Raw genomic sequence first — 13,229 nt, forward strand, 5'->3', positions numbered from 1 at the left:
AAATTTAAAAAACAAGCAAGCTTTATGGCAGCAGAAGACAATAAACCGGTCATTGGAATCACCATGGGAGATTACAATGGTGTAGGTACCGAGGTAATACTAAAAGCCCTTGCTAATAAAAGAATTCTGAAAATATGTACGCCCGTGATTTATGGGTCAATGGCGGTAATATCTAAATATAGAAAAATACTTAAGCTGGACAGCTGGTATATAAATCAGGTAAATCGGGTCACCCAAATTAGTTTTAAAAAAACAAATTTGGTGCACTGTACCAAACAGAAAACCCCAGAAATAGTACCTGGAAAAGTGAGTCAACAAGCCGGTGAATTTGCCTTAGAGTCGATCGAAGCGGCCACTAAAGATTTAAAGCAAGGGTTAATTGATGCAGTAATCACTGCCCCTATTAATAAACATACAATTCAAAGCCCTGATTTTGACTTTCCGGGGCACACCGAATACTTTACTACTCAGGCAAACATTACCGAAAGCCTCATGATGATGGTATCTCCTTCTATGAAGGTAGCGGTTTTTACCGGGCATGTGCCATTGGCAGAAATAAGTCAACACATCACCCGTGATAAGATGTTTTCGAAGGTGGCCTTACTGCAAGCTACATTACAAAAAGACTTTAATATTCAAAAGCCAAAAATAGCTGTACTAGGGTTGAACCCACACGCAGGTGAAGAAGGAATGTTGGGTAATGAAGAACAACAAATTATTAAGCCAGCAGTGATAGAAATGAAAAAGAAAGGAAACCTCGTATTTGGACCTTATCCAGCAGATGGTTTTTTTGGTACTCATGACTACAAAAAGTTTGATGCAGTGTTGGCAATGTACCACGATCAAGGGTTGATACCGTTCAAAACTTTGGCCTTTGCAGATGGGGTAAATTATACTTGTGGGCTTCCTTTTGTAAGAACCTCTCCTGACCACGGCACAGCTTATAAAATAGCAGGCAAAAACCTGGCAGATGAGACGTCGTTTCGAGAGGCAATTTTTACTGCTTGTGATGTGGTGAAGAACCGAAAACTACAAATGACTGACCAGGCATAAGACGCAAGTGACTGTATATAATTGTGGTTGTTTGAGTAGAAAACAGTGGGGAGATGGCATATAGGTAGCTAAAATATTTATATGAGCCCATATATTTTTTTTAATTAAAATTATCTGACTAAATTTGCGCATTCATTTTCAAGGCATAAACTGTGAAAGAAATAGCAAACTATAATATAGAGTTATTTAAGATGGCTCTGGGAAAGCATCGCTACGAGTTTAATTCACGTAGTGATTTTTTTACTGCTTTTCCCAACAGTTTGGTTCAAAAAGGTGAATTTAATGTACTATTAGACCTGGAAAAGTCTGAAACGTTGTTAAAGCTCGATTTTCAAATTCAGGGTAAACTTGAGTTAGAGTGTGATCGTAGTCTTGAATTGTTTGATTTTCCCTTTGAGGAAGAAAGAAGCCTCATTCTAAAATTTGGGGATCATAGTGAAGCATTGACAGATGAAATAGAAATCATCAATCGCGACAAACAAACAATTAATATAGCCCAATATGTGTATGAATTCATTGGATTAGCTATTCCAATGAAAAAACTGCATCCAAAGTTTCAGCAAGAAGAGGGTTTAGAAGACATAGAAGACGACGAAGAAAACTCTACATTTGTGTATAGTTCTAAATCATCTGATAGTACCAAGCAAGCCCACGAAGAGGACGATGTAGACCCTCGTTGGCAAGCACTTAAAAATCTAAAAAATAAAGATTAATTAGATTTAATTTTTTCAAAACATTAAAAAAATAGTAGTGTCATGGCACATCCAAAACGAAAAATTTCGAAACAACGACGCAACAAACGTAGAACTCACTATAAAGCAACTGAGCGTACTATAGCTGTTTGCCAAAACACTGGCGAGGCTCATTTGTACCACCGTGCCTACGTAGTTGACGGCAACCTTTACTATCGTGGTAAAATGATAGTTGAAGACTACGAACCTATCGCTTAAAATCCTTTTTTCTTTTCTTTTACAAAAAAGTTTACAATATTAAAATATAATATTATGTAAACTTATTACAGGTTTAAATGCAAAAGCTGGATATGAGAGTTGCAGTAGATGCAATGGGTGGTGATTTTGCCCCTGATGTTGTTATTAAAGGATCCTTATTGGCCTCAGAAGAGGTAAATAAGAACACTAAAATTGTTTTGATTGGGCAAGAAGAGGCAGTTCGTACTGCCTTTTCCCAACAAAACCAACCCATCCCATCCAATATAGAAATTATAGATGCCCCCGATTTTATAGAAATGGGCGAAAATCCCATTAAAGCATTACAAAAAAAGCCTAAGTCCAGCATTTCTGTTGGGTACAACCTCCTTAAAAATAAACAAGTAGATGCTTTTTGTAGCGCAGGAAATACTGGTGCTATGATGGTTGGAGCTATGTTTAGCGTTCAATTGATCCCTGGTATTATTCGTCCGGTCATTATGGCGTATGTACCCAAAGTAAGTGGTGAAAAAGGAATTATACTAGATGTAGGTGCTAATACAGACTGCAAACCCGATATATTAGCTCAATTTGCGCAATTAGGCAGTTTGTTCTGCCAGCATGTATTAAAAATACCTGTTCCCAGAGTAGGACTTATAAACCTTGGAGAAGAAGAGGAAAAGGGAAATTTGGCCGTCAAAGAAGCTCACAAGTTATTGACAAATCATAAGCATATCGAGTTTGTGGGAAATATAGAAGGCAGAGGTATTTTTCTTGATAAAGCTGATGTGTTGGTATGTGATGGATTTGTAGGTAATGTGGTGGTGAAAATGGCGGAGTCAATGTTTGATATTATAAAAAAGCTGGGAATTAGTAATGAGTTTTTTGATGACTTTAACTCAGACGTTGTAGGAGCCAGCCCTATTTTAGGAGTAAATGGTAATGTGATAGTTGCACATGGAGCATCAAACGATCTTGCGATTAAAAATATGATCCTGTTAGGACAGCAAATCACTGAAAGCAATATCACTGAAGAAATCAGAGAAAGTTTTATTGTTGAATCATCAGTGAAGTAAAAATACCTGTTTTTACGAATACACCCTTAATCCAAAAAAATGCCATGACAAAATTAAGAGCTGCTATTACCGGAGTGCAAGGATATGTTCCAGACTATATCTTGACCAATCAGGAACTGTCTAAGATGGTAGACACCAATGATGAATGGATTACTACTCGTACAGGAATAAAAACAAGAAGAATACTTAAAGGAGAGGGCTTGGGTACTTCCCACATGGGAGTCAAAGCAGTGCAGGGATTATTGGAAAAGACGAATACTAAACCAGAAGAAATTGACCTGCTTATTTGCGCCACTACCACTCCTGACATGGTCTTTCCGGCTACAGCCAACCTTATAGCAGATGGAGTAGGAGCCACCAAAGCTTTTAATTACGACGTACAAGCAGCTTGTTCAGGATTTTTATACTCACTGTTTACTGCAGCACAGTTTATAGAAACTGGCATGTATAAAAAAGTAGTAGTGGTGGGGGCCGATAAAATGTCATCTATTATTGATTATACTGATCGTACAACCTGCGTGATTTTTGGTGATGGAGCTGGTGCAGTCTTGTTAGAAGGCGATGATAGTGGGGTTGGAGTACAAGATGCAGTGCTGCAGTCTGATGGGTCGGGCTGGAAACACTTGCACCAAAAAGCTGGTGGGAGTCGTCATCCACCTACCAAAGAAACTGTAGAAAACCGTGAACATTTCGTATATCAGGAAGGCAAGCATGTGTTTAAACATGCCGTAACAAACATGGGATCTTCAGTTGTAGAGTTGATGAAACGTAATCATCTGACTACTGCTGATGTAAACTGGTTAAATCCACACCAGGCAAACATGCGCATTGTAGATGCTACAGCAAAAAGCATGGGACTGGACGAGGGGGTGGAATCTGATAAAGTAATGATGACCATTAGCAAATACGGAAACACTACCAGTGGTACGCTTCCTTTAAATTTTTGGAACTATGAGCCTCAGCTTAAAAAAGGAGACAATATTATATTGGCTGCTTTTGGTGGAGGTTTTACCTGGGGAGCTGTATACCTTAAATGGGCGTATGATGGTCAGGAAATAGCAAAGCGGGAAGAATATAAACACTTATTACCAGATTCTTAAGAAATATACACATTAAGTATAAAAAACAGAATACTTATGAAAGCAAAAGAAATCAGAGATTTAATAGATTTTATTTCCAAGTCGGGGCTTGCTGAAGTAAATATCGAGTCAGATGACTTCAAGATTAGCATTAAGCGAAACACTCCGGTAAATGTAACTGAGGCTCCAGCTACTTTGGTAGCTGCTCCTACAGCAGTCACTACTCCAGCAGCTCAACAAGTAGTTGCACCAGAGAATAGTGTGGCGACTGCAACAGAAGCACCCACAAGCAATGGGAACAACAATGCTGTGGATGAGTCAAAGTTGATCACTGTAAAGTCACCAATGATTGGCACTTTCTATAGGTCTTCAAGCCCCGAAACCCCTCCATTTGTCAATATTGGCGATACGGTAGAGACTGGAAAAACTGTTTGCATCATTGAAGCAATGAAACTGTTCAATGAGATTGAATCTGATGTATCAGGGACAATTGTCAAGGTGTTGGTTGACAATGCTACACCCGTAGAATACGACCAACCTCTGTTTTTGGTAGAGCCTAATTAAAAGACTGTATTATTTTTTGTATTGCAGACTAGTTTAAATACACTACCTCATACTATTTATTCTGAGGAAGTCACGATCATTCCATAAGCAAAGAAAACATATTCTATGTTTAATAAGATATTAATTGCAAATAGAGGCGAAATTGCTCTTCGAATTATTCGTACTTGCAAGGAAATGGGCATTAAAACAGTAGCAGTGTACTCTACTGCTGACCAAAGTAGCCTGCATGTACGTTTTGCTGACGAGGCGGTATGCATTGGACCCCCTGCTAGTAAAGACTCTTACCTTAAAGTTCCTAACCTGATAGCTGCTGCCGAAATTACCAATGCAGACGCGATACACCCAGGTTACGGTTTTTTATCAGAGAATGCAGATTTTTCTCGTATTTGTGCTGAGCACGACATCAAATTTATTGGTGCTTCTCCTGAAATGATTAACTCTATGGGAGACAAGGCTTCTGCCAAAGATACTATGAAAGCTGCCGGAGTCCCGGTTGTGCCAGGATCTGATGGCTTACTAGAGTCGGCAGAGCAAGGTAAAAAACTAGCCGTAGAAATTGGTTATCCTGTAATCATAAAAGCGACTGCCGGTGGCGGTGGTCGTGGAATGCGAATTATCAAATCAGATGAGGAGTTTGAGAATGCCTGGAACAGTGCTACTGCTGAGGCAGAGGCTGCTTTTGGTAATGCTGGCATGTACATGGAAAAATTTGTAGTGGAGCCACGCCATGTCGAGATTCAAATTGCAGGAGATCAGTCAGGCAAAGCTTGTCACTTATCCGAAAGAGATTGCTCTATTCAGCGTCGTCATCAGAAGCTGGTAGAAGAAACACCATCACCTATTATGACACCTGAGTTGCGTGAAGAAATGGGGATGGCAGCCGTTAGAGCTGCTGAAGCCATTGGTTATGAAGGAGTAGGTACTGTAGAGTTTTTGGTAGACAAATACAATAAGTTTTACTTTATGGAGATGAATACCCGTATTCAGGTAGAGCATCCCATTACAGAAGAAGTAACTGACTTTGATCTTATCAAAGAGCAGATAAAAATTGCAGCTGGTATCGCCATTTCTGGGCAAAACTACACACCTAATCTTTATTCTATGGAGTGTCGTATCAACGCCGAGGATCCAGCTAAAGGTTTTAGACCCTCTCCAGGTAAAATTACTAACTTGCATATACCAGGTGGGCACGGAGTAAGAGTTGATAGTCATATTTATGCAGGCTATGAAATCCCTCCATTTTATGACTCTATGATTGCCAAGTTGATCGTAACGGCTCAAACGCGTGAAGAGACCTTGGTACGTATGAAAAGAGCCTTGCAGGAGTTTGTGATAGAAGGCATCAAAACCACCATCCCATTCCACATTAAGTTAATGGATGATGAAAACTTCAAAGCTGGTAACTTTACTACTGCATTTCTAGATGATTTTGACTTTTCGGATTTGTAGCGACTTTTTCCTAAATGGTTAAAAAATAATGAAAACCCCTTGTGATGAGCAAGGGGTTTTTTTTGTGAGTTTATCTTTTTGGGAAAAGATATTATTTATATATTGCTTTGTATCTAATCATTAACTTATATCCCCATGAGTGATAATAATATAGCAAATGATCGCTACTCTAGAAATAACCTATTTATCAATCCAGACCAACAAGAAAAAATTAAAAATGCAAAAATACTTTTTGGGGGGGTAGGGTTGGGAAGTGTCATAGCAGAAACAGCTTTGCGACTAGGGTTTGAAAATTTTGTGTTTTTAGACGCTGACGAGGTGGAAATTAGTAACTTAAATCGGCAAAATTATACACTGGAAGATGTTGGTAAACCAAAAGTAGATGCTATAACCCAGCGTTTACAGGCTATCAATCCAGACGTTAAAATTGAGTACCATCAAGTGTTTTTGGATGAGGGTAACATGAATTCTTTTGTGGATGAAAGTGTTTCTGTAGCTGTTAATGCATTGGATTATGATACTACAGCCCCTTTCACTTTTGATAATGCTTGTCTGGAGTATGGTGTTCCTATTATTCATCCTGGTAACTTAAGTTGGGGAGCTATGACTTTTGTCATAACTCATGATAGCATGAAGTTAGATGAGGTATTGAAGTCTTCTGAGGTAGATACTGTGTTAAGCTTTTTATGGTCACAAATTCAAGAGCAGCATTCTCATTTAAATTTGGACTGGTTTAAAGATATACCACAAAAGGTCAAAAGTAATCCACAGTTACCGTTACCACAGATGTCGGTAGGAGCTAACTTAGTAGCAGGGCAAGCTGTTACGATTATGTGCAACATACTGGATAGTGTAGCTATCAAAACTTTTCCTAAAATATACTTTTTGAGTACTTTGTAGAACCTATAGAACATTAGTATAGTAATCTTACAATTTTTGTATTTGTACATTACTGTGTTTACCATTCAATATATCAATTGTTTATTCAAAATCTGGCATTTAATTTCATTGTGACTAATGCAATGGGATTAAGTGTGTATAACTAATGGTTGTGCAATCTCCTGTTGAAATCTTGTTACCGCACTTTATGAAAACTGTTTGTTGTATAAAAAACAGGAGGTGGAATTCAATTAAACTATCAAATTATATATACTCTTGATGGTGTAGCATCAGGCTAGTGTATTAATATCAGTAAACTTTAATGTGTTATTTTTCATAGATTTAATAAATCTTTTACTAAATTATGTTAAATCTTAGCCCTAAGTAATGATGATTATATTTTAATTTATAACAAAAGACTTAGGTGTATTTTTTGAGCAAAAGATTACCTTAAACGCATTCATTAATATAAAAATATAAACAAGTATGCCTCGAATTAAACTATCTCAAGACGATAATAAGTATTTTACTTCTTACTTTGACGAAGATTTGGGCATGTATGAGCTTTTCTGGAATAAAGAAAGTGAAGACATGGAAGATGAAGACTATAAGACATTAATGCTAAAAGATAAAGAACTATTGGTTGCTTACCCAGATGTAGACTTTTTTCTTTTAGACAATCGTAATTTCTTATTTAGCATGTCACCTGATTTACAAGAGTGGTCAGCGAGAGAAATAACTTCTAAAATGTTTGAGAAAAACCCCAATATTAGAACTGCTATCTTGGTAAGTAGTGATTTTATTGCTCAGTTGTCTATTGAGCAAGCTATAGAAGAAGATGAGCAAACAAATGAAACGACCAAGTATTTTGAGGATGAACAAGAAGCTAGAGAGTGGATTTTAGGTTTATAATAATTATCCTGAGTAGCTAAGTGTTAGTACACGTATAGTTGCTTACTATTGCTAAAATCAATACCATGGTAAAAAATACTATATATCAAAAACTAGCAAATAAGCTTAATGAAATATTAGGTGTTGATAAATTTACCCCTAAGAATACAAGCATTTTTGCAAAATTATTGGATGAGAGTCTAACTCAAACTTACTTAGATGAATTAGAAAAAGTGGCTCATACTAAGGGAGAGAATACAACATTTTCTAAAAATACGGTTTTATATAACCCTTTTGAAGGTGAGAGTAAAATTACGCTTGGAGATAACTGTGATATCAGAGGAGAGTTGATTATCACTAACTATGGAGGTGATATTTCCATTGGAAATGATACTTACTTTGGTGCAGGCAGTCAGATCATTTCAGGGCATAAGGTTACTATAGGTACAAACGGATTTATTGGTTATTATGTGTTAATTGCTGATTCTAATCACCACGAAACAGACCCTTATTACCGTGAACGTTCATTTACAAAGTCTATGGCTCGTGATAAAAACTCAATGACGAGTGCAGAAATTTTTTATCAGACTAAAGACAATAAAGCCACCCCTCATGATGTGATGACAAAAGTAGTAGTAGATGAGGTAAAAATAGGAAACCACGTATGGATTAACCCATTTGCTACAATACTTAAGGGAGTGACTATTGGTGATGGAGCCATTATAGCAGCCCATGCTGTAGTGACCAAAGATGTTCCAGCTTATAGTATGGTAGCTGGAAACCCCGCCAAGGTGGTACAGACTGGGGTTGGCTTTGACAGAGGTACATTAGAAAGCGATAGAAAAACAACAAATGAAAAGTTTTCAAAGGCTTACCCTGTTCCTGAAGGTGTTAGTATCGTAGAAGAAAGCATACAAGGTGTTATCTGTTATTGGTTTACACCAACAGAAATAAAAAACGAAAGATTAATTTTATATCTACATGGTGGAGCATATGTACAAGGTTCGCTCAAGTCACATCAAGGTTTAGTAGCTGATATTGCTATACTTACGGGCTCTGAAATATTATTTGTTGAATATAGTTTAGCCCCAGAACACCCCTACCCAACAGCAGTAAACGAGCTAATAAAAGTGTATAGTTGGCTTATAAGTGATGAAGCTAACAACAAAAAAGTAAATGCTGATAATGTCATTATGATGGGAGATTCTGCTGGAGGAGGCTTAGTACTTGCTACTCAAATAACGTTGCTAAACGAGAGTACCGAGCAGAAATTACCTGCTTTGAATATATTGTTAAGCCCTTGGGTAGATTTAACTTTTTCTTCTGATTCTTGGAAACGGTTGATAGCTTCAGATAAGGTGTTGACGGAGAATGGGAAAGCTTTGAAAGAAGCAGCTGCTATGTATAGAGGAGTTTATGAAACTACTCATCCTGGTGTATCTCCTGTGTATGCAGACTTGACAGGGCTACCTCCTACCCTTATACAAATAGGTACACATGATAGTTTATTAGACGATAGTATAACATTGGCAGATAAAGCAGCGTCAGCTGGAGTAGAAGTTGCTCTAGAGGTATACCCTAACCAACCCCATGTTTGGCATTTAACTCATAAAATATTATCTGAAGATGTTGATAAAGGTATTGATCAAAAGTATATTAACCAAGCAGCAAAAAAATCAAAAGAAGCACTTGATAATCTTGCCGCATTTATAAAACACCAATATCATGAGTAATCACATCATTTCTATAGGCCATAATAGTTATTATATCTCTTCTTTTGACAATAACTTAATGTTGTATGAGTTAATTTGGTTGCCAAATACTGCCAATATGAGTGAAGATGACTATAAGATAGCGATGCTGTCAGATCAAAATAAGTTGTTTAATAATTATGATGTAGTCAATTTTTTGTTATTAGACAACCGTGATTTTTTGATGACTATGTCACCTGAGTTGCAGGAGTGGTCAGCGAAAGAGATTACGTCTGAAGTAATGGAGGCAAACCCTCAACTCAAAATAGCCTTGGTCGTAAGCCAAGATATATTTAGTCGAGTATCAGTGAGCCAAGCAGTAGAGGAGGATGAGACGATGGATAGAGTTACCCATTATTTTGAAAACAAGGAAGAAGCTTATGATTGGATTTTATCTCATCATAAAAAGCATAATTTTAGCTAGGAGCTAAGTTTACTTTCTAAAACAGAAAAACATGGCAAAAATCACCCTCTCAAATAATCAATATTTTGAGTCTTCATTTGATCAAGAGCTTAAACTGTATGAGTTGATATGGCATAAGGCAAGCGAAGCTATAGAAGATGATGAGTATAAAGCTTTGATGAATGCTGATCGTGACAAAGTATTGCAAGAATGTGATAAACTAAACTATATAGTAATCAATATCAAGGAACGCATGGATACCATGTCGCCAGAATTGCAGGAATGGTCTACTGCTGCTATTTCTTCGCAGATTTTTTCTAAGTATAATGTATTAAAAATTGCAGTGATTGCCAGCAAAGATTTTTATACTCAAGTATCTGTAGAGCAAGCCATTGAAGAGGATAATATAAACGAAGGAGTAGTACGTTATTTTGAAGATGAACAACAAGCCACCGAGTGGATTTTAGGTTTATAACTTATTATATTTTGTTAGCCAACCTTGCGCTAACTTCATTTCTATTGTATTCAGACAAAATAGTATTGTGTTGTACCCTTTCTCCCACAGCAGCTATGTATTTAGTGTAGCAATAGATGGATAAATTTGAAGCATTTTTGTTGATATTTGAATAATGGTTCATTAAACCAAAGATTCATTATTAAAAACTGTTTCTATGATCACATTTTACCCCGGACCCTCCAAGGTTTACCCACAAATAGGAAAATATACCCAACAAGCAGTTGAAAAGGGCATTTTGTCGCAAAACCATCGCAGCTCTGCTTTTGTCGAGCTTTCAAGTCAAACCATCAGTTTACTGAAGCAAAAGCTGACTATACCACCTGACTATTGGGTGTTTTATACTTCGTCGGCTACTGAATGTTGGGAAATCATTGCCCAATCGTTGATACAAAAGCAAAGTTATCATGTATACAATGGAGCATTTGGTGAAAAATGGGCAAAGCGTACTCAAGAACTAGGAATCAACACCACTCAGTATGCTTTTGACCCTGCCACTTCATTAGACATTCTGCAATTGACCATCAACCCAGCCCACGAGCTCATTGCTATTACACACAACGAAACCTCCAATGCGACTGCTTTGTCTTCCACGTTTCTGCGTGATTTAAGGCAAAGTTTTCCAGCACAGCTCATTGCAGTAGATGCTACTTCATCATTAGGAGGAGTACAGTTAGACATTTCGCAGGCAGATGTCTGGTATGCTTCAGTGCAAAAGTGCCTGGGTTTGCCCGCCGGAATGGCAATTATGCTGTGTTCACCCAAAGCAATTGAACATGCTTTGGCAATCAATGAACGAAATCATTACAATAGTTTGGCTTTGATGATAGAAAAAATGCAAGATTGGCAAACAACTTACACGCCCAATATCTTGAATATTTACTTGTTGAATCAGGTTTTGCAACAAGTTCCCAGCATAGAGAAAGTAGATAAAATGGTGAAGCAAAGAGCTCAGGCATACTATAGTTTTTTTGAAAAGATAGAAGGCTTACAGTTATTGAACGAAAATCCAGCAGTAAGATCAGCCACAGTAATTTCGCTAAAAGGTAGTTTAAATCGAATAGCCCATATTAAAGATTTGGCAAAGCAAAAAAATATTATTCTGGGCAATGGTTATGGTAAATGGAAAGATACTACCTTTAGAATAGCCAACTTTCCTGCAATTGAAGATTTTGAAATAGAACTATTGAAAGATTTTTTTAACACTATGATGAGTTGATAAGTACTTTAAATATTCTTTTATTACAACCCTGAGGTAAATATTTTAAAACATTATACCTTTGCGCCATTCAAATACAGCCACCTAGTGTGCGTGTTGCTTAATTGTATTTAAGTAATAAGTGTACGGTGGTTTTTTTTATGGTGTCCTTAAATTGAAAGGAGGTAACAATGTTAAGTTTAAAAGAAATTTTATCAGTATCTTTAGTGCTTTTTTCTGTAATTGATATCTTAGGTTCAATACCTATTGTCATTGACCTTAGGCAAAAAGCCGGTGAAATTCAGTCGGTGAAAGCCACTCTGGTGGCAGGGGTAATTATGTTCGTGTTTTTGTTTCTGGGAGAATCTATCCTTAGACTTTTCGGAATAGATGTTGCCTCCTTTGCCATTGCAGGGTCGTTTATTTTGTTTGTGTTGGGGGTAGAAATGGTGCTTGGAGTACACTTGTTTAAGTCTGCCAATGATCCTAAAAGTACTTCTATAGTGCCGCTGGCTTTTCCTATCATTGCTGGGGCTGGAACAATGACCACCATTGTGTCATTAAGAGCAGAATATGCTCAATTGAGCGTGGTAGTGGGTATATTTGTAAACCTGATATTTGTTTTGATAGTTCTAAAATCATTAGGATGGATTGAACGAAAGTTAGGGCAGGCAGGAGCCGATGTGTTAAGGCGCATATTTGGAGTGATTTTATTGGCAATAGCCGTTAAGTTGTTCAAAACCAATGTTATGTTGCTTTAGTGTGCTATAAAGTGAGAATAAATTTATATATTTGATAGTCAGCTGCTTATAAAGTAGCTGGCTATTTTTTTGAGAAAAAATAGAATGCAGGGGGATAGATTTGCCCTGACAGATGTACATAAAAGCAAAGAGGGAGAAAAATAGAATGCAACTTATTGATAAACTAAAACAGGGGGATCAAGAATTATTACAAGCGATTTATCATCAGCATAAAAATCGTTTTGTAAATATTATGAAAGCCCGCTTTCCTGAATGTGATGTGTTGGTGGTAGAAGATGCTTACTCAGAAGCTGTAGAAGTATTGTTTAACAATATTAACCAAGGAAAGCTCACCCACATAGAGCAATCAATCGAATCATATATTTTTGCAATTGCAAGAAATAAACTATACCGGGACTCTAAAAAAGCCCAACAAAATCTCAGACTAAGTGTTGACTTGGAAGATAAGTCAGAACAGGATGTTTGGGAAACAGAGCGGCACCTTATGTCTAAGTGCTTAGAGCAACTGGGCGAACGGTGTCAAAAATTATTAAAACTATTTTATTACAGCTATAAATCTCTTCAATCAATCACAACAGAAATGGGTTTTGGTGATACCCAAAATGCTTCAGCAGCAAAATATAAATGTTCGCAAAAATTGAAGAAAAGGATGCTAAATGAGATGAAAAACCAACGTCATTAAAAA

The 13,229-nt window shown here is 37.1% G+C and carries 15 protein-coding genes; all 15 read left to right on the top strand.

Going from position 1 to position 13,229, the window contains the following annotated elements; translation table 11 throughout:
* Positions 1–24: 24 nt before the first annotated feature.
* The 15 genes from pdxA to M23134_RS17445 all read left to right on the top strand — a co-directional run bounded on the left by pdxA (position 25) and on the right by M23134_RS17445 (position 13,226).
* The gene (gene pdxA / locus M23134_RS17375) at positions 25–1,053 is read left to right on the top strand and encodes a 4-hydroxythreonine-4-phosphate dehydrogenase PdxA (protein ID WP_002698415.1); all 1,029 of its coding nucleotides are present in this window, start codon (positions 25–27) and stop codon (positions 1,051–1,053) included.
* A gap of 152 nt (positions 1,054–1,205) precedes the next feature.
* The gene (locus M23134_RS17380; protein WP_002698417.1) at positions 1,206–1,766 is read left to right on the top strand and encodes a YceD family protein; all 561 of its coding nucleotides are present in this window, start codon (positions 1,206–1,208) and stop codon (positions 1,764–1,766) included.
* Between the two features lie 42 nt (positions 1,767–1,808).
* On the top strand, positions 1,809–2,003 hold the full coding sequence (rpmF, locus tag M23134_RS17385; RefSeq protein ID WP_045113766.1) for a 50S ribosomal protein L32: 195 nt from the start codon (positions 1,809–1,811) through the stop codon (positions 2,001–2,003).
* 92 nt (positions 2,004–2,095) lie between these two features.
* Positions 2,096–3,055: a phosphate acyltransferase PlsX gene (gene plsX / locus M23134_RS17390; protein WP_045113789.1), complete on the top strand. Its 960-nt coding sequence runs from the start codon at positions 2,096–2,098 to the stop codon at positions 3,053–3,055.
* 44 nt (positions 3,056–3,099) lie between these two features.
* Entirely contained in the window at positions 3,100–4,155 is a 1,056-nt protein-coding gene (locus M23134_RS17395; protein WP_002698421.1) for a beta-ketoacyl-ACP synthase III, read from the top strand.
* Between the two features lie 36 nt (positions 4,156–4,191).
* Entirely contained in the window at positions 4,192–4,698 is a 507-nt protein-coding gene (accB, locus tag M23134_RS17400) for an acetyl-CoA carboxylase biotin carboxyl carrier protein (protein ID WP_002698423.1), read from the top strand.
* A gap of 105 nt (positions 4,699–4,803) precedes the next feature.
* The gene (gene accC, locus M23134_RS17405; RefSeq protein ID WP_002698425.1) at positions 4,804–6,147 is read left to right on the top strand and encodes an acetyl-CoA carboxylase biotin carboxylase subunit; all 1,344 of its coding nucleotides are present in this window, start codon (positions 4,804–4,806) and stop codon (positions 6,145–6,147) included.
* Between the two features lie 135 nt (positions 6,148–6,282).
* Positions 6,283–7,047, top strand: a complete 765-nt coding sequence (locus tag M23134_RS17410) for a HesA/MoeB/ThiF family protein (protein ID WP_002698427.1) — start codon at positions 6,283–6,285, stop codon at positions 7,045–7,047.
* 465 nt (positions 7,048–7,512) lie between these two features.
* The gene (locus tag M23134_RS17415; RefSeq protein ID WP_002698429.1) at positions 7,513–7,938 is read left to right on the top strand and encodes a hypothetical protein; all 426 of its coding nucleotides are present in this window, start codon (positions 7,513–7,515) and stop codon (positions 7,936–7,938) included.
* Between the two features lie 65 nt (positions 7,939–8,003).
* Positions 8,004–9,650, top strand: a complete 1,647-nt coding sequence (locus tag M23134_RS42755) for an alpha/beta hydrolase fold domain-containing protein (RefSeq protein WP_002698430.1) — start codon at positions 8,004–8,006, stop codon at positions 9,648–9,650.
* Positions 9,643–10,092, top strand: a complete 450-nt coding sequence (locus M23134_RS17425) for a hypothetical protein (RefSeq protein ID WP_045113767.1) — start codon at positions 9,643–9,645, stop codon at positions 10,090–10,092. The genes M23134_RS42755 and M23134_RS17425 overlap by 8 nt, the downstream gene beginning before the upstream one ends.
* A gap of 31 nt (positions 10,093–10,123) precedes the next feature.
* Positions 10,124–10,546, top strand: a complete 423-nt coding sequence (locus tag M23134_RS17430; protein WP_002698432.1) for a hypothetical protein — start codon at positions 10,124–10,126, stop codon at positions 10,544–10,546.
* Between the two features lie 196 nt (positions 10,547–10,742).
* Positions 10,743–11,804: an aminotransferase class V-fold PLP-dependent enzyme gene (locus M23134_RS17435; protein ID WP_002698433.1), complete on the top strand. Its 1,062-nt coding sequence runs from the start codon at positions 10,743–10,745 to the stop codon at positions 11,802–11,804.
* Between the two features lie 170 nt (positions 11,805–11,974).
* Positions 11,975–12,544, top strand: coding sequence for a MarC family protein (locus M23134_RS17440; RefSeq protein ID WP_002698434.1), 570 nt, complete (start codon positions 11,975–11,977; stop codon positions 12,542–12,544).
* A 145-nt stretch (positions 12,545–12,689) separates the two neighbouring features.
* On the top strand, positions 12,690–13,226 hold the full coding sequence (locus M23134_RS17445) for an RNA polymerase sigma factor (RefSeq protein ID WP_002698435.1): 537 nt from the start codon (positions 12,690–12,692) through the stop codon (positions 13,224–13,226).
* Positions 13,227–13,229: the final 3 nt, after the last annotated feature.

Origin of the sequence: Microscilla marina ATCC 23134 (assembly GCF_000169175.1) — a bacterium.
In the GTDB taxonomy this organism is placed as follows: Bacteria; Bacteroidota; Bacteroidia; order Cytophagales; family Microscillaceae; genus Microscilla; species Microscilla marina.

What these genes read in the sequence shown, in the direction of transcription:
- pdxA (WP_002698415.1), top strand. Translation starts at nt 25, where the DNA reads ATGGCAGCAGAAGACAATAAACCGGTCATTGGAATCACCATGGGAGAT.
- rpmF (WP_045113766.1), top strand. Translation starts at nt 1,809, where the DNA reads ATGGCACATCCAAAACGAAAAATTTCGAAACAACGACGCAACAAACGT.
- plsX (WP_045113789.1), top strand. Translation starts at nt 2,096, where the DNA reads ATGAGAGTTGCAGTAGATGCAATGGGTGGTGATTTTGCCCCTGATGTT.
- M23134_RS17395 (WP_002698421.1), top strand. Translation starts at nt 3,100, where the DNA reads ATGACAAAATTAAGAGCTGCTATTACCGGAGTGCAAGGATATGTTCCA.
- accB (WP_002698423.1), top strand. Translation starts at nt 4,192, where the DNA reads ATGAAAGCAAAAGAAATCAGAGATTTAATAGATTTTATTTCCAAGTCG.
- accC (WP_002698425.1), top strand. Translation starts at nt 4,804, where the DNA reads ATGTTTAATAAGATATTAATTGCAAATAGAGGCGAAATTGCTCTTCGA.
- M23134_RS17410 (WP_002698427.1), top strand. Translation starts at nt 6,283, where the DNA reads ATGAGTGATAATAATATAGCAAATGATCGCTACTCTAGAAATAACCTA.
- M23134_RS17415 (WP_002698429.1), top strand. Translation starts at nt 7,513, where the DNA reads ATGCCTCGAATTAAACTATCTCAAGACGATAATAAGTATTTTACTTCT.
- M23134_RS42755 (WP_002698430.1), top strand. Translation starts at nt 8,004, where the DNA reads ATGGTAAAAAATACTATATATCAAAAACTAGCAAATAAGCTTAATGAA.
- M23134_RS17425 (WP_045113767.1), top strand. Translation starts at nt 9,643, where the DNA reads ATGAGTAATCACATCATTTCTATAGGCCATAATAGTTATTATATCTCT.
- M23134_RS17430 (WP_002698432.1), top strand. Translation starts at nt 10,124, where the DNA reads ATGGCAAAAATCACCCTCTCAAATAATCAATATTTTGAGTCTTCATTT.
- M23134_RS17435 (WP_002698433.1), top strand. Translation starts at nt 10,743, where the DNA reads ATGATCACATTTTACCCCGGACCCTCCAAGGTTTACCCACAAATAGGA.
- M23134_RS17440 (WP_002698434.1), top strand. Translation starts at nt 11,975, where the DNA reads ATGTTAAGTTTAAAAGAAATTTTATCAGTATCTTTAGTGCTTTTTTCT.
- M23134_RS17445 (WP_002698435.1), top strand. Translation starts at nt 12,690, where the DNA reads ATGCAACTTATTGATAAACTAAAACAGGGGGATCAAGAATTATTACAA.